The sequence below is a fragment of the Alteromonas sp. McT4-15 genome (genome assembly GCF_020515205.1).
Taxonomy (GTDB): domain Bacteria; phylum Pseudomonadota; class Gammaproteobacteria; order Enterobacterales; family Alteromonadaceae; genus Alteromonas.
Genome location: NZ_JAJALG010000008.1, coordinates 1 through 18,630 on the forward strand (window position 1 = coordinate 1; position 18,630 = coordinate 18,630).

At 44.5% G+C, this 18,630-nt stretch carries 14 protein-coding genes and 5 tRNA genes; 7 read left to right on the forward strand and 12 right to left on the reverse strand.

The window, feature by feature from the left end; genetic code table 11:
• Nucleotides 1-319: 319 nt before the first annotated feature.
• From clpX to LHL20_RS08185, 8 genes are all read right to left on the reverse strand, one after another.
• Nucleotides 320-1,594, reverse strand: a complete 1,275-nt coding sequence (gene clpX, locus LHL20_RS08150) for an ATP-dependent protease ATP-binding subunit ClpX (RefSeq protein WP_159627016.1) — start codon at nucleotides 1,592-1,594, stop codon at nucleotides 320-322.
• Between the two features lie 74 nt (nucleotides 1,595-1,668).
• Entirely contained in the window at nucleotides 1,669-2,298 is a 630-nt protein-coding gene (clpP, locus tag LHL20_RS08155) for an ATP-dependent Clp endopeptidase proteolytic subunit ClpP (RefSeq protein WP_159627017.1), read from the reverse strand.
• Between the two features lie 98 nt (nucleotides 2,299-2,396).
• A complete protein-coding gene (gene tig, locus LHL20_RS08160) occupies nucleotides 2,397-3,701 on the reverse strand; it encodes a trigger factor (protein ID WP_226432945.1) in 1,305 nt (434 codons plus the stop codon).
• 335 nt (nucleotides 3,702-4,036) lie between these two features.
• A tRNA-Pro gene (locus LHL20_RS08165) sits at nucleotides 4,037-4,113 on the reverse strand.
• A 42-nt stretch (nucleotides 4,114-4,155) separates the two neighbouring features.
• A tRNA-Leu gene (locus LHL20_RS08170) sits at nucleotides 4,156-4,240 on the reverse strand.
• A 6-nt stretch (nucleotides 4,241-4,246) separates the two neighbouring features.
• Nucleotides 4,247-4,322, reverse strand: a tRNA-His gene (locus LHL20_RS08175).
• 89 nt (nucleotides 4,323-4,411) lie between these two features.
• Nucleotides 4,412-4,488 (reverse strand) — tRNA-Arg (locus LHL20_RS08180).
• Between the two features lie 24 nt (nucleotides 4,489-4,512).
• A tRNA-Pro gene (locus LHL20_RS08185) sits at nucleotides 4,513-4,589 on the reverse strand.
• Nucleotides 4,590-4,992: 403 nt separating this feature from the next.
• Between LHL20_RS08185 and folD the strand changes: the two genes are divergently transcribed.
• From folD to LHL20_RS08215, 6 genes are all read left to right on the forward strand, one after another.
• The gene (gene folD / locus LHL20_RS08190) at nucleotides 4,993-5,847 is read left to right on the forward strand and encodes a bifunctional methylenetetrahydrofolate dehydrogenase/methenyltetrahydrofolate cyclohydrolase FolD (protein WP_202266071.1); all 855 of its coding nucleotides are present in this window, start codon (nucleotides 4,993-4,995) and stop codon (nucleotides 5,845-5,847) included.
• Between the two features lie 62 nt (nucleotides 5,848-5,909).
• Nucleotides 5,910-6,485: a DUF1415 domain-containing protein gene (locus LHL20_RS08195; RefSeq protein ID WP_226432946.1), complete on the forward strand. Its 576-nt coding sequence runs from the start codon at nucleotides 5,910-5,912 to the stop codon at nucleotides 6,483-6,485.
• 216 nt (nucleotides 6,486-6,701) lie between these two features.
• The gene (gene tsaA, locus LHL20_RS08200; protein WP_226432947.1) at nucleotides 6,702-7,418 is read left to right on the forward strand and encodes a tRNA (N6-threonylcarbamoyladenosine(37)-N6)-methyltransferase TrmO; all 717 of its coding nucleotides are present in this window, start codon (nucleotides 6,702-6,704) and stop codon (nucleotides 7,416-7,418) included.
• An 87-nt stretch (nucleotides 7,419-7,505) separates the two neighbouring features.
• Nucleotides 7,506-9,224 carry a proline--tRNA ligase gene (locus LHL20_RS08205; protein WP_226432948.1) on the forward strand — a complete coding sequence of 573 codons (1,719 nt, stop codon included), beginning with the start codon at nucleotides 7,506-7,508 and terminating at the stop codon, nucleotides 9,222-9,224.
• A 37-nt stretch (nucleotides 9,225-9,261) separates the two neighbouring features.
• Nucleotides 9,262-10,104, forward strand: coding sequence for an MBL fold metallo-hydrolase (locus tag LHL20_RS08210; RefSeq protein WP_226432949.1), 843 nt, complete (start codon nucleotides 9,262-9,264; stop codon nucleotides 10,102-10,104).
• Between the two features lie 35 nt (nucleotides 10,105-10,139).
• The gene (locus LHL20_RS08215; RefSeq protein WP_226432950.1) at nucleotides 10,140-11,135 is read left to right on the forward strand and encodes a phospholipase A; all 996 of its coding nucleotides are present in this window, start codon (nucleotides 10,140-10,142) and stop codon (nucleotides 11,133-11,135) included.
• 13 nt (nucleotides 11,136-11,148) lie between these two features.
• On the opposite strand, the gene LHL20_RS08220 is transcribed toward LHL20_RS08215, so the two are convergent.
• The 4 genes from LHL20_RS08220 to guaB form a co-directional block, all read right to left on the reverse strand.
• Entirely contained in the window at nucleotides 11,149-12,048 is a 900-nt protein-coding gene (locus LHL20_RS08220; RefSeq protein ID WP_226432951.1) for a histone deacetylase family protein, read from the reverse strand.
• A gap of 68 nt (nucleotides 12,049-12,116) precedes the next feature.
• Nucleotides 12,117-13,739: a methyl-accepting chemotaxis protein gene (locus tag LHL20_RS08225; protein WP_226432952.1), complete on the reverse strand. Its 1,623-nt coding sequence runs from the start codon at nucleotides 13,737-13,739 to the stop codon at nucleotides 12,117-12,119.
• Between the two features lie 216 nt (nucleotides 13,740-13,955).
• The gene (gene guaA / locus LHL20_RS08230; protein ID WP_226432953.1) at nucleotides 13,956-15,533 is read right to left on the reverse strand and encodes a glutamine-hydrolyzing GMP synthase; all 1,578 of its coding nucleotides are present in this window, start codon (nucleotides 15,531-15,533) and stop codon (nucleotides 13,956-13,958) included.
• Between the two features lie 168 nt (nucleotides 15,534-15,701).
• Entirely contained in the window at nucleotides 15,702-17,171 is a 1,470-nt protein-coding gene (guaB, locus tag LHL20_RS08235) for an IMP dehydrogenase (RefSeq protein ID WP_159627035.1), read from the reverse strand.
• A 100-nt stretch (nucleotides 17,172-17,271) separates the two neighbouring features.
• Between guaB and xseA the strand changes: the two genes are divergently transcribed.
• Nucleotides 17,272-18,624, forward strand: a complete 1,353-nt coding sequence (gene xseA / locus LHL20_RS08240) for an exodeoxyribonuclease VII large subunit (protein WP_226432954.1) — start codon at nucleotides 17,272-17,274, stop codon at nucleotides 18,622-18,624.
• The last annotated feature ends 6 nt before the right edge of the window (nucleotides 18,625-18,630 follow it).

The window sequence follows — 18,630 nt, forward strand, 5'->3', positions numbered from 1 at the left end:
CAGACTAAGTATAAAAAAGTGCTCCGAAAACATCATCCAGTGTTTTTGTTCAGCGTCGTGAGCGAAGTGGGTGCAAGGCGGAAGTTGACGAAAAACCGCGTAACCTAATATCTGAATGCTGAAGTAAACCAGACACAACAATCGTCGTTTTTAGGCCGCGTCAGCGAGCATGGTTTAGACAAGGCGGGAAATTTTGGGGAACCGGAGTTTACGCATGGTAAATGAGGATTTCACAAAATTTACCAACGCGGTATAAACCAGCGCAGTAGCGGTTTAAAAACAAAAAAGGCCCCAGCGGGGCCTTTTTTAGCTCTCTAGATTACTCAGAGGCTGCTTTCTTTTCGTTACTATCATATATCAAAATCGGCTTCGATTCCCCGCGAATCACGGTTTCATCAATAACGACCTTGCTGACATCTTCCATCGATGGAAGATCATACATGGTGTCGAGTAGAACAGCTTCAACGATTGAACGAAGGCCACGCGCACCGGTTTTACGCTCCATTGCCTTTTTGGCGATAGCGTTAAGTGCATCATCACGGAATTCTAACTCTACATCTTCCATAGAGAATAGCGCACCGTATTGCTTGGTGATGGCATTCTTAGGTTCGCGTAGAATTTGAATTAACGCTTCTTCGTTTAATTCTTCAAGGCTGGTTACAACAGGAAGACGACCGATGAATTCTGGAATTAATCCATACTTCACTAAGTCTTCAGGCTCTACCTGCTTAAACAGTTCGCTTATTTGCTTGCTGTTGTCTTTCGACTTAACCGTAGCACCAAAACCGATACCGGTATCTTTTTGCGCACGCTGCTCAATCACTTTATCAAGGCCAGCAAATGCGCCGCCGCAGATAAACAAGATCTTAGAAGTATCTACTTGTAGGAACTCTTGCTGCGGGTGCTTACGTCCGCCCTGTGGTGGAACAGATGCGACAGTACCTTCGATTAACTTAAGCAACGCTTGCTGAACACCTTCGCCCGACACATCGCGAGTAATCGAGGGGTTGTCAGACTTACGCGAAATTTTGTCGATTTCATCGATGTACACAATACCACGCTGTGCTTTTTCAACGTCATAATCACATTTCTGAAGCAGCTTTTGGATTATGTTTTCAACGTCTTCACCTACGTAACCGGCTTCGGTTAATGTAGTTGCATCTGCCATTGTAAACGGCACATCAAGTAATCGAGCCAAAGTCTCAGCAAGTAACGTTTTACCGCTACCTGTAGGACCAATTAGCAGAATGTTACTCTTACCTAATTCAACACCGTCATGAACATCACCGTTGCGCAAGCGCTTGTAGTGGTTGTATACCGCTACTGAAAGTACTTTTTTAGCATGCTCTTGACCAATTACGTAATCGTCAAGATGCGCATGTATTTCACTAGGTTTAGGTAAAGCGTCCTGCTTTTGCTTTGGCGCGATTTCCTTAATTTCTTCGCGAATGATATCGTTACATAACTCAACACACTCGTCGCATATAAATACCGACGGGCCTGCTATTAACTTTCTTACTTCGTGTTGGCTTTTGCCACAAAACGAACAGTACAGTAGCTTATTATCACCGTCACCGCTTTGCTTATCACTCATTACTTTTGCCTCTGCCTTGCCCGAGCCGAAAACCATAACGTGCGATGCACTGGCTCGGGTTCTCTATAACTATACTACTTAGTTGCGGCTACGTCAGATCGATTTGCTAAAACTTGGTCAACTAGGCCGTATTCTTTCGCCTCAGTTGCACTTAAGAAGTTATCACGATCGGTATCACGAGCGACTTTTTCGTAGTCTTGACCAGTATGGTCGGCCATTAGGCGATTTAGCTTCTCTTTAATAGACAGAATTTCTTTCGCATGAATTTCAAAATCTGAAGCTTGGCCTTGGAACCCACCCAATGGTTGGTGAATCATTACACGAGAATTAGGTAGGCAATAGCGCTTACCTTTGGCACCAGCAGACAACAAGAATGCGCCCATACTTGCCGCTTGCCCCATACATACGGTGCTAACATCTGGCTTTATGAAGTTCATTGTGTCGTATATTGCCATTCCCGCTGTTACTGAACCACCCGGTGAATTGATATAAAGGAAAATGTCCTTCTCTGGGTTTTCAGCTTCAAGAAACAGCATTTGAGCAACGATTAGGTTGGCCATGTGGTCTTCAACTTGCCCCACTAAGAAAATAACGTTTTCTTTCAATAGGCGCGAATAAATGTCATAAGAGCGCTCACCTTTTGAGGTTTGCTCTACAACCATTGGAACAAGTGCATTCATAGGGTCAAACGGGGTATTAGTCATAGCTACCTTGATTATCTAGCGTTAAAAACAAAAATGCTCGGAAGGCTCCGAGCATTTAAGCAGTTGCTGACAAGTATTGTCAATCAGACAGTAAAAAATTACGCCTGTTTGTTCATAACCTCGTCAAAAGCTTTAGTTACTTCAGTAACTTTTGCTTGCTCAAGAACCCACTCAATCGCTTGCTCTTCAAGTGCAACGTTTTGCATTTGCTGCATTAGCTCTTGGTTATTGTTGTAGTAATCAATAACTTCTTGTGGATCTTCATACGCAGATGCTGCAGTTTCGATCATCTGGTTAACTTTCGCTTCGTCAGCTTTAAGTTCGTTATTCTTGATAACTTCGCCAAGAAGTAGACCAATTGAAACACGACGCTTAGCGTTGTCAGTAAACAACTCAGCTGGTAGTTCAGGAAGGTTCTGACCACCGCCTTGTTGGCTGAAGCGTTGCTTAGCTTGCTCGCGAAGCGCATTTACTTCTTGGTCGATTAGCGCTTGAGGAATATCGATTTCGTTAGCGTCTACTAGTTTAGCGATAACGTCTTCTTTAACCTGTGCTTTTAGCGTTTGGTCAAGTTCGCGCTGCATGTTCTTACGAACTTCTGCTTTAAGTGCGTCTACACCGCCTTCTTCAACACCGAAAAGCTTCGCAAATTCTTCGTCAACTTTAGGTAGAGATTGTCCTTCTACTTTCTTAACAGTTGCTTGGAAAACCGCATCTTTACCTTTCAGATTTTCTGCGTGGTAGTCTTCAGGGAAAGTTACTTCGATAGTCACTTCTTCGCCCGCTTTCGCACCTACAAGTGGCTTCTCGAAACCTGGGATCATGCGGCCTTTGCCTAACTCAAGTGCGAAATCTTCTGCTTTTCCGCCTTCGAATTCTTCACCGTCGATAGAACCAACGAAATCGATGATCACTTTGTCATCTTTTTTCGCTTTACGCTTAACTTCTTTCCAAGTTGCGTGTTGCTTCTGAAGCGTTTCCATCATGTTATCAAGATCTTCGTCAGTAATTTCTACTACTGGCTTTTCGATTTCGATATCGCTAACACCTTTAACTTCTACTTCTGGGTAAACTTCGAAAGATGCAGTAAATTCTAGATCCTGACCGTCTTCGTCTTTAGTCAGTTCAAACTTTGGCATACCAGCTGGTTGGATTTTTTCTTGAATAACCGCTTGGTAGAAGTTTTGTTGCATTACGTCACCAGCAACTTCTTGGCGAACTGCTTGGCCGAAACGCTTTTTGATTACGCTTACAGGAACTTTGCCTGGGCGGAAGCCGTTAATGCGTTGTGTTTTTGCCAACTGCTGTAGGCGTGACTTAACTGCTGAATCAACCGCGTCTGCTGGAACGGTGATAGTAAGACGGCGTTCTAAACCCTGGGTCGTCTCGACTGAAACTTGCATTATGTTACCTCAACTATACGCCTTTACAGGCGTTTTGTTCTCAATCCCCTCTCCCGTCATGCAATGTTGCATATCACTTGCGGGGAAGAGGTCGTTATCTGACGTTTATACAATCATGGTTAGGACAATATTTATGTCAAAAAGCCAACCTGAAACAAACGTACTGGTTAAAAAAAGACGCGGTAGTATACAGCCGCAGATCACAAGAGTCGAGAGGGAAACACAAGTTTGTAACGCGCATTTGTGCAGAATACGACCAAACAAGCACTAAAAGTATCGATTCAGCGATAAATGGACATTTAGATTTAAAAGGCTTTAAAGAAAAGAGAGATAAATGGTCGGTGAGACAGGATTTGAACCTGCGACCCCTTGTACCCAAAACAAGTGCGCTACCAAGCTGCGCCACTCACCGACAGAGATATCTTTGAAAAGCTTTAGATAAAGCTTGAAAATATGGTGCGGAAGGAGAGACTTGAACTCTCACGCCGTGAAGCACTGGAACCTAAATCCAGCGTGTCTACCAATTCCACCACTTCCGCAAAAAGTGGGGTGGACGATGGGACTTGAACCCACGACAACCGGAATCACAATCCGGGGCTCTACCAACTGAGCTACGCCCACCATAGAGGTGCTTGCATAGTTTACATGTGAATTGTTAAACATGTAAACTTGAAAATTCTGCCATCCTGTCAGGACCTACCTGACCCGCATGGCGCGCCCGGCAGGATTCGAACCTGCGACCCACGGCTTAGAAGGCCGTTGCTCTATCCAGCTGAGCTACGGGCGCTCGGCGAATCTTCGCTGCAAAAAGTGGTCGGTGAGACAGGATTTGAACCTGCGACCCCTTGTACCCAAAACAAGTGCGCTACCAAGCTGCGCCACTCACCGACTGATGTAACTGCTTTCTGAGATGTTTTGTCTCTGTGCCGTTACGGGGTGCGAATATTACTGACATGACCCCACCTCGTCAAACACTTTTTTAAATAAATTTTCCAACCGCTCATAAAGCGCGCATTATCGCGTTTTTTTGAACAAAAAGAGCAATAAACAAGCAAAAAACTACTTAGCTACACCCTTTTTTGTCGGCAAAATTAGCGTGACACGTTTTCATCACTTAAGCACAAATAAGAAAAACTGCGTTTGGATAAGAAAAAAAGTGGACGATAATTTGCGTTTGTACACATCTTTAGTCTCTTTTTTCATTAAGAGAAGGCTTAGTGCTGGTTTAGCAATAGCGTTTTGTGAAACAATATAGGGCACTTGTTGACCACTATACTTTATAAATAACACTATGACCGCTCACCTCATCGACGGCAAACTAATTGCCAAACAAGTTCGCCAACACGTTACATCCTATGTTGAATCACTGACACAAGCTGGAAAAAGACAACCTGGTCTTGCTGTTGTCCTAGTAGGAAGTGATGCAGCGTCTCAAGTTTATGTTGCTAATAAGCGTAAAGCATGTGAAGAAGTAGGTTTTGTCTCTCGCTCTTTTGATCTTCCTGCAGATACCACCGAAGAAACGCTACTTAACCTCGTTGACGAGTTGAACGAAGACAAAGAAATTGACGGCATTTTGGTTCAGCTCCCGCTACCTGCAGGATTGAACGCTGAAAAAGTGTTAGAACGCATTCAGCCACATAAAGATGTAGATGGATTCCACCCGTATAATATAGGTCGCCTCGCGCAGCGCATACCTGCCCTTCGTCCTTGTACGCCCAAAGGCATCATGACAATGATTGAGTCGACTAAAAGACCAGTAAAAGGCTTAGATGCAGTAATCGTAGGTGCTTCAAATATCGTAGGTCGCCCTATGAGTCTAGAGCTACTTCTTGCTGGATGCACGGTAACCACGTGTCATAAATTTACTCAAGACCTGAAAAGTCATGTTCAGCGTGCTGACTTATTAGTTGTGGCGGTAGGTAAACCTAACTTTATCCCAGGCGATTGGGTCAAACCTGGCGCTATCGTTATTGATGTGGGCATTAACCGCCTTAATGATGGGTCGTTAGTGGGTGATGTAGACTTTGAGAAAGCGAAAGAGCGTGCCGGATGGATCACCCCAGTGCCAGGTGGTGTGGGCCCAATGACGGTAGCAAGTTTGATTGAAAATACGCTAGAAGCCTACGTTAAGTATCATTCTTAGTTCATTAGCTATTGGCACCATCGCATATGGTGCCTTTAATTTCCTTAGATTGTACACATCCAATGCCAAACAAATACCAGCCCTCTTCTTTATCGCATTCCCATTACATCAACGCTACGCTAAATTGGGTGGATGATATTGTTATTGCGCATAACTTTTGTCCTTTTGCGAAATATGTTCGCTCTCCTAATCAAATTCGCCTTGAAGTACTCGCTGGCGATACTGGCGACATTCTCGAAAGCTTGTTTAATGAACTTCATCATTTAGACAATGACGACAATACTGCAACCACGCTGCTGATATTAACTCATGAGGCGTTAGCTGATTTTGACGAATATCTGGACGTACTCGCGATTGCTGAACGCATGTTACAGGATTGGGGTTATAGCGGTACTTATCAGCTAGCGAGTTTCCATCCAAACTACGTATTTGACGGCAACACCGAGAACGATAGCGAGAACTATACAAACCGCTCACCCTACCCGCTTCTTCATCTGATTAGAGAAAGTGATATATCTCGTTACATGAAAAATGAAGATGATGCTGAAAAAATATTCAGTCACAACATTGCAAAAGCAAACTCACTAGGTTGCCCATACTTTGAAGCTCAGTTAGAAAAAATGAAAACGCGAAAGTAAAAAAGCGGCTCACGACAGCGTGAGCCTAAATGTGATTGGATCCAGGGACCACACTTTTGCAATTGCTATCAGTCAAAACTGATTAGTGCTTAAATGTGGCTCAAGTATTCACTTGAAGTGTTAACTTACCCGATGTTTATGAGAGTTATGTGACACTTCGCCCCTTTTTTTCAGATTTTTAGATTTCTAAATTTTTAGATAACCTTGATGGTGTTCATGATGACGCTAAAGAATTACGCTTTCTCACCGATTGCGACCATTGCGACTCCCTTCAAACAGAAATTTGCCATCCCTCGCCAGCCGGGTTTAGCAAAAGCAAAAGGGACTATCAGCTTTTTACCGGGCTTTGACGACATCAATATGCTTGAAGGTATCGACGGCTTTTCACATCTATGGTTACTTTTTATCTTTCACCAAACTCAAGCCAGAGGCTGGAAGAGCAAAGTTAAAGCGCCTCGTTTAGGTGGCAATGCAAGTACTGGCGTATTGGCAACTAGAAGCACACATAGACCAAACAGCGTTGGCATGTCGGTAGTACTCAATAAAGGCATCGTAAAACACGGTGATTCCTATGCGCTTACCGTAGAGGGTGTCGACCTTGTAGATGGCACACCAATAATCGATATTAAACCTTACTTGCCCTATGCTGATGCGATTAGCGGCGCTACCGATAAATTAAGCTCATATCATCCAATTCCGCAAAGAACGGTTCAGTTTGACAGTGTCTTATCAGCAACACTTGAGGAACTGGAAAAACAGCACGGTGACTTTAAATCACTCGCCACGAGCGTGTTATCTCAAGACCCTAGACCAGCGTACAAACAACAATGCGATAATGACCCTAAAACCTATAAAGTTGCACTATACAATGTTGACCTCAGCTTCATTGTTTTAGGTGGGTGCGTGAGAGTGACGCAGATAAATCCGCTTTAAGCTAACGCGTTTGTGGCGAAATTGCTCACAGTTAATTAGAATACGCCAGATCTACGATAAATAATTTTTACAGGAAACCTGCTTTACATGCGCACTAGTCAATATTTGCTTGCCACGCAGAAAGAAACCCCTGCAGATGCAGAAGTTATCAGCCACCAGCTTATGCTTCGCGCTGGTATGATCAGAAAGTTAGCATCAGGACTATATACCTGGCTACCCTCTGGTCTTCGCGTTCTCAATAAAGTAGCCAATATTGTTCGTGAAGAAATGAACAAAGCAGGCGCCATTGAAGTGCTTATGCCCGTGGTTCAGCCCGCTGATCTCTGGGAAGAGTCTGGCCGCTGGGACGAATATGGCCCTGAACTACTTCGCGTTAAAGATCGTCATCAGCGCGACTTCGTGCTTGGTCCGACACACGAAGAGGTTATTACCGCACTTGTACGTAATGAAATCAGTAGTTACAAACAGCTTCCTTTGAACCTATACCAGGTACAAACTAAGTTCCGCGACGAAGTTCGCCCTCGCTTTGGCATTATGCGCGGTCGTGAATTTACGATGAAAGACGCTTATAGCTTTCACTTAGAGGAAAGCTGTCTAGAAGAAACTTACCAGAAAATGTATGACGCATATTGCAATATTTTCTCGCGAATGGGTCTAGACTTTAGAGCAGTTATTGCCGATTCAGGTTCAATTGGTGGTAACCATTCTCATGAGTTCCACGTACTTGCCGAGTCAGGTGAAGACGACATCGCTTTCTCAAGTGATAGTGATTATGCAGCTAACGTCGAAATGGCCGCGGCAGTAGCCCCTGAAAAGGCAGTTGCTTCAGGTGCCGCAGTTGAAACCAAGGATGCTAAAGGCAAAGATTTTAACGCCATTTTAAAAAGCGTAGAAGCCGACGCAACAAACGCCGTTAAAGTTGTATTGGTAAAGGCTACCTGTGATGTAAACAGCAAAGGCGAAGAAGTCATTGCCGATAAATGGGTAGCGCTTGTGCTTCGCGCGGACCACGAACTTAACGATGTCAAAGCAGAGAAATTGGACAACGTTGCTAGTCCACTTGTTGAAGCGTCGTTTGAGCAAGCAAAAGAAGTGCTTGGCGTTTCACCATTGTTTGCAGATGCAACTAACTTACCTGTACCAGCATTCATTGATGCCAGTGCAGCAGCCCTTGCAGACTTCACCACTGGTGCAGGCGCCGGCGGCAAAGTGAATATGAATGCTAACTGGTCTGAAGACGTCACTGGCGTTGATATTCGCAACGTGGTTGCAGGCGATGCTTCTCCTGATGGCAAAGGCACGCTTAATATCAAACGCGGTATTGAGGTTGGTCACATATTCCAGTTAGGTAGTAAGTACTCTGAAGCAATGAACTGTGGCGTATTGACAGAAACTGGCAAGCATCAAACCTTGACCATGGGCTGCTATGGCATTGGCGTTTCACGTATTGTTGCGGCAGCCATTGAACAGAACCACGATAAATTTGGCATTAAGTGGCCAGATCCTATTGCACCGTTTAAAATTGCACTTATACCTATGAATATGCACAAATCTCACCGCATCAAGGAAGCAGCGGAAAAGCTCTACGAAGAGCTTGTTGAGCTTGGCGTTGAAGTTCTATTTGACGACAGAAAAGAACGTCCTGGTGTTATGTTCAATGACATGGAGCTTATCGGTATTCCTCACAGTATTGTTATTGGTGAAAGAAACCTAGATAATCAACAAGTTGAGTATAAGAATAGACGTACGGGTGAGAAGCAGTTATTAGATTTAAGCGCAGCGAGAGAGTTTGTCGCCGCACTCTAACATCTAAACTTGCCCAATAAGTAAGAACGAGGGGCGTATGCGGTTAACTTTTTATGGCGTAAGAGGGTCAATTCCCACACCGGGAGCCGATTTTATTCGCTATGGTGGCAACACTGCATGCGTCCATATAGAGCTTGAGGACGGTACTGATATCGTTCTTGACTCTGGAACGGGTATTCGCAAGTTAGGCGAGCAGCTCGTTAAAAAGCAAACACCCATACACCTGCTATTAAGCCACAATCACTGGGATCACATTCAGGGATTTCCGTTTTTTACACCTATCTACCAAGAAAATCGTGAAATTAACATCTACCCCGGACAAACCATGCTCAATGAGCCTGACCAGATTATTCGTCAAATGGAAGGCTCGCTGTTTCCAGTCCCACCTGAAGCGCTAAAGGCCAACATCACCATCGAACAATTACCTGAAGGGCAAGATAAGTTCGCTATTGGTAGTGCTGTCGTCAAGCGCTTACGCATGAATCATCCGGGCAAAGGCAGTGCGTATTGTATTGAAGCAGACGGGCTCAAAGTTGCCTATATCACAGACAATGAACTCTATCCGCCCTACAAAAAAGAAACAGATTTTTTAGAGTTTGTTATGTTTGCGCTCGATGCTGACCTTCTCATTCATGATGCACAATACATGTTGTCTGATATGCCAGCAAAAACCGGATGGGGCCATTCTGTTGCCGAAGAAGCGGTAAAACTGGCAATGGCATGTAATGCAAAAAAATTAGCGCTTTATAGTCATGATCCAGAACGCACTGATGACGATATAGATGATGTGGTGACCCACTGTAATGAATATGTCACTATTGCAGAGTCTACTTTACATGTATTTGCATCTTCGGAAGGCCAAACACTGGACTTCAGTTAAGCACAACTCAAAACCCTTATTATGGAGATTAAAAGGTGTCAGTGTTAAAGCCTTTATTGGTAGCAGTGATTGCTACCGTGTGTTCCCCTGTGTATTCGCAAACCCACCCTACCGACTACAAAGAAGATAAGCTTCCTTCTACACCCAAAGAAGCGCAGTCTAAACAGAATGAAGAAAAAAGTGGAATTGAAGTTATTGATATTATCAAACGCGACACGACCACTCAAAGTGCCCTTGATGAGCGATTAGAAGGTGATAAGGAAGCGCTCGATAATGTGTTTGCAATAACCCAACATCGGCAAAATTATTTTCTTCCCTACACTTATGCATCATCACCTAACACAATAGGCAATGAAGATCTTAATGAACGGAACGTTGATAATAACGAAGCAAAATTTCAAGTAAGTGCGAAGCTGCCTCTGTATCTTGAAGAAAGTGGCTTTGATGGTGTCTATTTCGGTTTTACGCTTACTTCATTCTGGCAGTTATATAATAGTGAAGTGTCTAAACCGTTTAGAGAAACTAACTACGAACCTGAAATTTTTTGGCAAGAAACCGCCGATTATTCTGTATTAGGCTACAAATTTAATACCTTTCAAGTTGGTTTTAACCACATGTCTAATGGGCAAAGCGGCTTTCGCTCTAGAAGCTGGAATCGAATATTTGCCTCCATAGTATTTAGCGATGACGATGACATTTATTACCTAAAAACCTGGTATCGCATTCCTGAAGATGAAAAAGAGAGCCCTTCTGACCCTTCTGGCGATGACAACCCAGATATTCTAGATTACTACGGTCGTGTGGAATTAGGTTATGGCCGCAAGGTTGGCGCGTTCAAGATGCTAGCGCTGCTTCGCAATAACTTAGATTTGGACTCAAATAGAGGTAGCATACAGCTAGATCTTACTTATCCTATTTCGGATAGATACGAAGTGCTATTGCAGTACTTTAATGGTTACGGCGACTCACTTATCGATTACAACCGTTCACAAGAACGTATTGGTATCGGTTTTCAACTGCATTTCTTGTAAGTTGTCTCGCCGTTTACGTAATTACACCAGCCGCGCGATAGAGCTGAATATGCACATCAACCAGTGCGGCAATGTCGCGCTGGTATCCCCCACCAATAACTGCCGCAATAGGCACGCCGAGTCTATGCGCTAGTTCAAATACTTGCTTATCTCGCTGATAAACACCCTCCGTCGTAATATTAAGATGACCTAAGTCGTCATTAATGTGTACGTCTACTCCAGCATCATAAATAATGGCGTCAGGTTGGAATTGTCTTAGTGCGAGTGTAAGTGCTTCTTCCAACGTCGACAGGTATTCATCATCGCCTGTGCCCTTTGCTAAACCAATATCTAAATCCGATTGCTGTTTACGATAAGGGAAGTTCTTTTCACCATGAATCGACAGGGTAAATATGTCGGGGTCATTTTCGGCCAACTTGGCGGTACCATCACCTTGATGAACATCCAGATCAACAATAAGTACGTTTTCAATTTCGGTAGACTGTTGCATTGTTTTGGCTGCAATATATAAATCGTTAAATAGGCAAAAGCCTGAGCCGAAGTCTGAAAAAGCGTGATGGTAGCCACCGGTTAGATTTAGCGCCTTACCTGTCTCAAGGGCCAATTGCGCGGTTAAACGAGTACCTGCAACAGCAGTACGCGTGCGCTCGATGAGTTGCTCCGACCAGGGAAAGCCGATTCGACGCATTGCTTGTCTATCTAACTCTCCGGTTGTCAAAGTACGAACATAGTGCTCTGAAAAATAGGTAACAAGGGTTTCATTGTCTATGGGGGTTGGCGCAACAAAGCGACTTGACTCAATGCCTCTTTTGACTAGCTCGTCACGTATGCCTACATACTTTTCTATTGGAAAGCGATGTCGCTCGGGCAAGTCAAGTTGACTGTAAATCGGATGAAAAACTAACGGGGTCATTAAAACACAGTACCTTTATTGCAAAAAAAGGAGCGCGAAGCTCCTTTTGTAATACTGACAAAGCTAACTTATCGGGTCAAACTGTTGACGACCTTTTCCACGTTATGCGACATGCTTTTCATCGAACGTGACATATCATCTTTTTGCGCAAGCTGATGATAACGTTCAGATGACGTTACCACCTTACTAATAATCGCCTCTACTTGGTGTAATACGGCTTCTTGTTCATCCGCAGCTTCATTGAGGGCCACAACGACACTGGCCGTTTCTTGAATATCGCGAACCACATTATTAAGTGTTTCTAACGCTGTAGCGGCTTCTGCGGCGTTGGTATCAGACAGTTGCTTACCTGATGCCATAGCAGCAACGGCACCTTTTGCTTCTGACTCAAAGCTGCTTAAAATGTCATTAATTTCTTTGGTGGATTGTTGCGTTTTTGCTGCCAGAGCGCGAACTTCGTCAGCAACAACAGCGAAACCTCTACCGTGCTCACCTGCCCGTGCAGCTTCAATTGCAGCGTTTAACGCTAACAAATTAGTTTGATCAGCGATTTCGTTGATTACATTAACCACTTTCAAAATATTAGTACTGCGGCTTTGTAACTCTGACACGATATTACTCGACTCGGTTACCGTTTTAGCAAGCTGTTTAAACCCAAGGTTTGCCTTTTCAAATGTCGTATAGCAACTGGCGACATTTTGTTCTGAGTTATTTGTCGCCACTGCAACCTGATCAGTAATAGCCACCAGATTTTGCACAATCTCTCTAAGCTTATCAGTGCTATTATCAAGAGAGCGAGAAGCGTCACGCTGCTCGTTAGCGCCTTCCATTATTGATTGCCCTACATGATTAAGCGTACCAAACGCGCGCTCCATCTCTCGCTCAGCCTCTTGAAGCTGAACGACAGACTCATTGAGTTTGCTTTGTAGTGCCCTTGCAGAGTCTGCTAGTACACCTAATTCGTGTTGACTGGTGTAATTTAACGCATAGTCATATTGGCTATTGGCCAAGTTGGCAATACATGCCGCCACTTGTTTGGTGGGCTTAATAACCTGCGAACGCAATCTGGAAATAACATAAGCTACCGATGCGATAGATAATACTATTGCGGCTAGCAAGATCATCCACAGCATGCTGCGCGTTGTCGCTTTTAGCGTTGAAATTGCATTGGCGGACTCACTTGCAATATCATCAGCGATACTAGAGAGTAACTTAGCTGGCTCACGGTCAATACCACGTACATAACTATCTCCCACTTTCGGGTCAAAGCCAGATGCCACAAAGGCCTCATAACCTTCTCGATATTTTGCCGCCATCACTGCATGCGCTTTTTGAAATTGACGTATTTCTGATTTCGCTTTATCGCTAATAACATCATTGTTAAGCATCAACTCGAACTGCTGGGTAATTTCAGTCTCACGTTGCTTGAAGCGGTTCCAGTACTTTTCTCTATCCTCTTGTTTATGGCCACGAAGTAATACATTTTTCCATTCTTGTACCTGTGTTTTGAATGTACTTAGTACACTATTTACATCGCGTTCAGATTGCACCAAGGTGTTTTCTAGTTCATCAAACGAACTGAGTACCGAAAAAGATTTTAAGATGGAGGCGCCATTGAGCAAAACAAGTAAACATAAACTGGCGAGAACGGGCGTCATTACTAAACGGCTAATGCTAGTGTAATTGAACACAATATAACCTTTTGGGAGGTGTCGAAAATTGATGCCGCTATTAAATGTTATTTTTATGACAATACTGTTACACAGCAGCAAACAAGTCGCGAATTTAGATTAATCTTGTTTATCGCTAACTCGTTTAAAAAATCTTAAAGAAAAAAGGCCAACTGACGAAGCTGGCCTACAAGTTAATTTTTCGACAAAGACGAGTTGTTAACACTCTTTATGGAATTATTCCCATTCGATAGTAGCAGGCGGCTTACCAGAAATATCGTAAACCACGCGACTAATGCCGTCGACTTCATTGATGATACGGTTCGACACTTTGCCCAAGAAATCATACGGCAAGTGTGCCCAGTGCGCTGTCATAAAGTCGATGGTTTCAACAGCTCGCAGACTCACTACCCAATCATATTTACGCGCATCACCCATTACGCCTACTGAGCGCACCGGTAGGAATACGGTAAACGCTTGGCTTACGTTTTGGTATAAATCAGCTGCATATAGCTCTTCAATGAAGATAGCATCTGCACGGCGAAGTAAGTCGCAATACTCTTTCTTAATCTCACCTAACACGCGAACACCAAGACCTGGCCCAGGGAACGGATGGCGGTAGAGCATGTCATACGGTAAACCTAGCTCGAGACCAATCTTGCGTACTTCGTCTTTAAAGAGTTCGCGCAGCGGCTCAACAAGACCTAGTTCCATATCTTCTGGAAGGCCGCCCACGTTGTGATGCGACTTAATGACATGCGCTTTGCCCGTTGCAGAGCCAGCAGACTCAATCACGTCAGGGTAAATCGTGCCTTGTGCTAGCCATTTCGCGTTCTCACGCTTGCCTGCTTCTTCGTCGAATACTCTGACGAACTCATTACCAATAGCTTTACGCTTTAGTTCAGGGTCTTCAATGCCTTTAAGACGCTCAAGAAATCTGTCCTCAGCATCAACGCGAATGATGTTAAGTCCGAAATGATCGCCGAACATTTCCATTACTTGGTCAGCTTCATTTAAACGCAATAGGCCGTTGTCTACAAAAACACACGTTAGATTTTTGCCGATTGCACGGTGCAGAAGCATAGCCGTGACTGATGAATCAACGCCACCAGAAAGACCAAGAATAACTTCTTCGTCACCCACTTTTTCTTTAATGCGCTCAATGGCATCGTCAATAATGGCACCAGCGGTCCAAAGCTTCTCACACTTACAGATATCCATAATGAAATGGGTAAGTAAACGCATACCCTGGCGTGTATGTGTTACTTCAGGGTGGAATTGTACGCCGTAGAACTGTTTTTCTTCGTTATACATTGCCGCATGTGGACACGACGGCGTTTGTGCAACAGTTTCAAACCCAGCTGGAATAGACGCGACTTTATCGCCATGGCTCATCCACACATCAAGTAATGCCGAGCCATTGTCACTAATGGCGTCTTCAATTTTGTCCAACAGCGGGCTTGGCTTGATAACTTCAACTTGCGCATAACCAAACTCGCGCTTGTCAGAACCCTGCACTGCGCCGCCTAATTGCTCAGCCATGGTTTGCATGCCATAGCACACACCTAGTACGGGTACGCCCGCTTCAAAAACGTATTGCGGCGCACGCGGAGAGCCTGCTTCAGTCACTGACTCTGGGCCACCTGACAAAATAATACCTTGCGGATTAAATTCGCGGATTTGCTCTTCGGTCACATCCCAAGCCCAAAGCTCACAGTAAACACCAATTTCGCGAACACGACGTGCTATCAACTGCGTGTATTGCGAGCCAAAATCCAAAATAAGTATGCGTTGAGCGTGTATGTTTAAACTCATAAAAAGCCTTTTTCTCTTTCCAACCACTAAGCAACGTGTCGCGATATAGCGTGGGCAAAGTGTTTGTAAACAACCTGTCCGAGGCATGGATGCCGGGCCAAGTTCCCATGGATGGGTTTACAGCGTGGTCGTGTTAAACACTATGACCACGCTGAGCGGTAACTCGCCTTAACCTAAACGGTAGTTCGGCGCTTCTTTGGTAATGCTTACATCGTGCACGTGGCTCTCGCCCATACCGGCTGATGTTACACGGACGAACTGTGCTTTGGTGTTGAGCTCTTCAATCGTTGCACACCCCGTTAACCCCATTGCTGAACGCAAGCCACCCATTTGTTGGTGAATAATGTTCGCAATTGGGCCTTTGTATGCAACGCGGCCTTCAATACCTTCAGGCACGAGCTTTTCTGCATTATTAGATTCTTGGAAATAACGATCTGATGAACCGTGGCTTTGATTCATTGCACCAAGTGAGCCCATACCGCGATAAGACTTGTAGTAACGACCTTGGTAAAGTTCTACTTCACCAGGCGCTTCTTCTGTACCGGCTAACATGCTGCCCACCATCACACAGCTCGCGCCTGCGGCTAGGGCTTTAGCGATGTCACCTGAGAAACGAATACCACCGTCAGCAATAACAGGAATATCGGTACCTTTTAGCGCTTCAACAGCATCTGAAACCGCAGTGATTTGGGGAACACCGCATCCTGTAACAATACGCGTAGTACAAATTGAGCCAGGGCCAATACCCACTTTAACCGCATCAACACCAGCGTCAGCCAATGCTTTTGCACCGTCGCCTGTTGCTACGTTACCTGCAATAATTTGCACATCTGGGAAGTCAGCGCGTACTTTCTTAACGCGGTCGATAACACCTTGTGAGTGACCATGTGATGTATCGATAAGCAACACATCAACACCAGCATCTACTAATAGCGCGATACGCTCGTCAGTACCTGGGCCAACACTCACTGCTGCACCAACGCGAAGACGACCTAGTGAGTCTTTACATGCGTTTGGCTTGTTTTCCGCTTTTTGGAAGTCTTTAACCGTAATAAGACCTGTTAGTTTGAACGCATCGTCAACCACGAGGATTTTTTCGATACGATGCTCATGCATAAGGTCTAGTACTTGGTCTGAACTTGCGCCTTCTTTAACAGTAACCAGATCATCCTTACCGGTCATCACGTTGCTAATTGGCAATTCAAGACGTTTTTCAAAACGTAGATCACGACCTGTCACAATACCGATAAGGTTATTATCTTCATCAGTTACCGGGAAACCTGAGTAACCAAGGCGCTTTGAAAGTGCAATCACTTCGCCAATAGTCGCGTCCTGTGACACAGTTACAGGATCAGAGACCACACCACTTTCGTACTTCTTCACTTCACGTACGTGCTTAGCTTGCTCTTCTGGCTTCATGTTTTTATGAATGAAACCAATACCACCCTCTTGCGCTAGCGCGATAGCTAGGCGGGCTTCAGAAACCGTGTCCATGGCTGCAGACACCATTGGAATATTTAACGTTACGCCACGCGTAAGGCGTGTTTGTAAGTTGGCTGTGTGAGGGAGGACGGTCGAGTGGCCGGGAACCAGCAACACATCGTCGAACGTCAGGGCTTCTTGGATGATACGTAGCATGCAACAACACCTATTCAGTTGAGGGTTAATTGCGGCGCAATTGTAGTGTTTTTTAGTTTTCAGGTAAACTCTAAATGTATTAAACCCAGTGATTTTTTTTATGTTTACAAATTCGCCATCTACCTCTCGACAAATTTTAACAGTTACCAAGCTAAATCGCTTAGCCAGAACCGTACTAGAAGGTGAAATTGGCCTTATCTGGCTATCGGCAGAAATCTCCAATTTTGTTGCCGCAGCGTCGGGGCATTGGTACTTCACGCTTAAAGATAATAAAGCACAAGTTCGCGCAGCAATGTTTAAAGGCGCAAATCGTAATGTGCGTATTCGTCCGAAAGAGGGTGACAAGATACTGGTGCGCGCATCCGTTGGGCTTTATGAGGCACGTGGCGACTATCAGCTTGTTGTTGAACATATGGAAAGCGATGGCGAAGGGGCACTGAAACAAGCCTTTGAAGCACTAAAATTTAAGTTAAATAATGAAGGCTTGTTTGATACTGCTCGCAAGCGCCCGCTTCCAGAAAAAATACATCGAATTGGTGTCATTACGTCGTCTAGCGGCGCTGCGCTTCACGATGTACTAAGCGTTTTAAAACGTAGAAGCCCGCATACGGAAGTCATTGTCTATCCCTCAATGGTCCAAGGTGATACTGCACCGACACAGCTTATTGATGCACTTCAAACTGCAAACCAGCGCAATGAAGTCGATGTAATCTTACTCACACGTGGTGGTGGCTCACTTGAAGATTTGTGGTGTTTCAATGATGAACGACTGGCTCGCGAAATAGCCCTTAGTGAGCTTCCTGTGGTAAGTGCTGTAGGGCATGAGGTGGACTTTACCATATCTGATTTTGTGGCAGATGTAAGAGCCCCTACCCCATCCGCAGCCGCCGAGATTTTAAGCCAAGATGCCAAAGCGCTGTATGCATTAATTGCACAACATCAACAGCGTATAGGTCGCGCTATTCATCACGTCATTGAAACAAATATACAAAGATTGAAGTTACAGAATCAACGACTAAATGCCCTTCATCCACAAAGTAAAATACAACATCAGTGGCAGACCCTAGATAGGTTACAATTGCGACTACAACATCAGATTCAACGTGACTTTTCTCAATGTGACAGACAGTTGCATTCTTTAGTCTCCAGACTAACTCAGCAATCACCTGCATCAAAGCTTGCCTCAGCACAAAACAAATTATCGAGCGAGCAGAGCCGTCTTAAAAGCGCGATGCAGGCATTTATTAAAGCGAAAAAGAGTGAACTTGGAGGCAAAGTGTCACTCTTACAGTCGGTAAGCCCCCTCTCTACGCTAGCAAGAGGCTACTCAATTACATTGTCAGATAAAGATACGGTTAACAAAGTAGCAACTGTAAATATTGGCGATGAGATAAAAACACGAGTGACTGACGGCGAAATAACCAGTACAGTAACAGGTATTCACCAGCAATAGGAATGC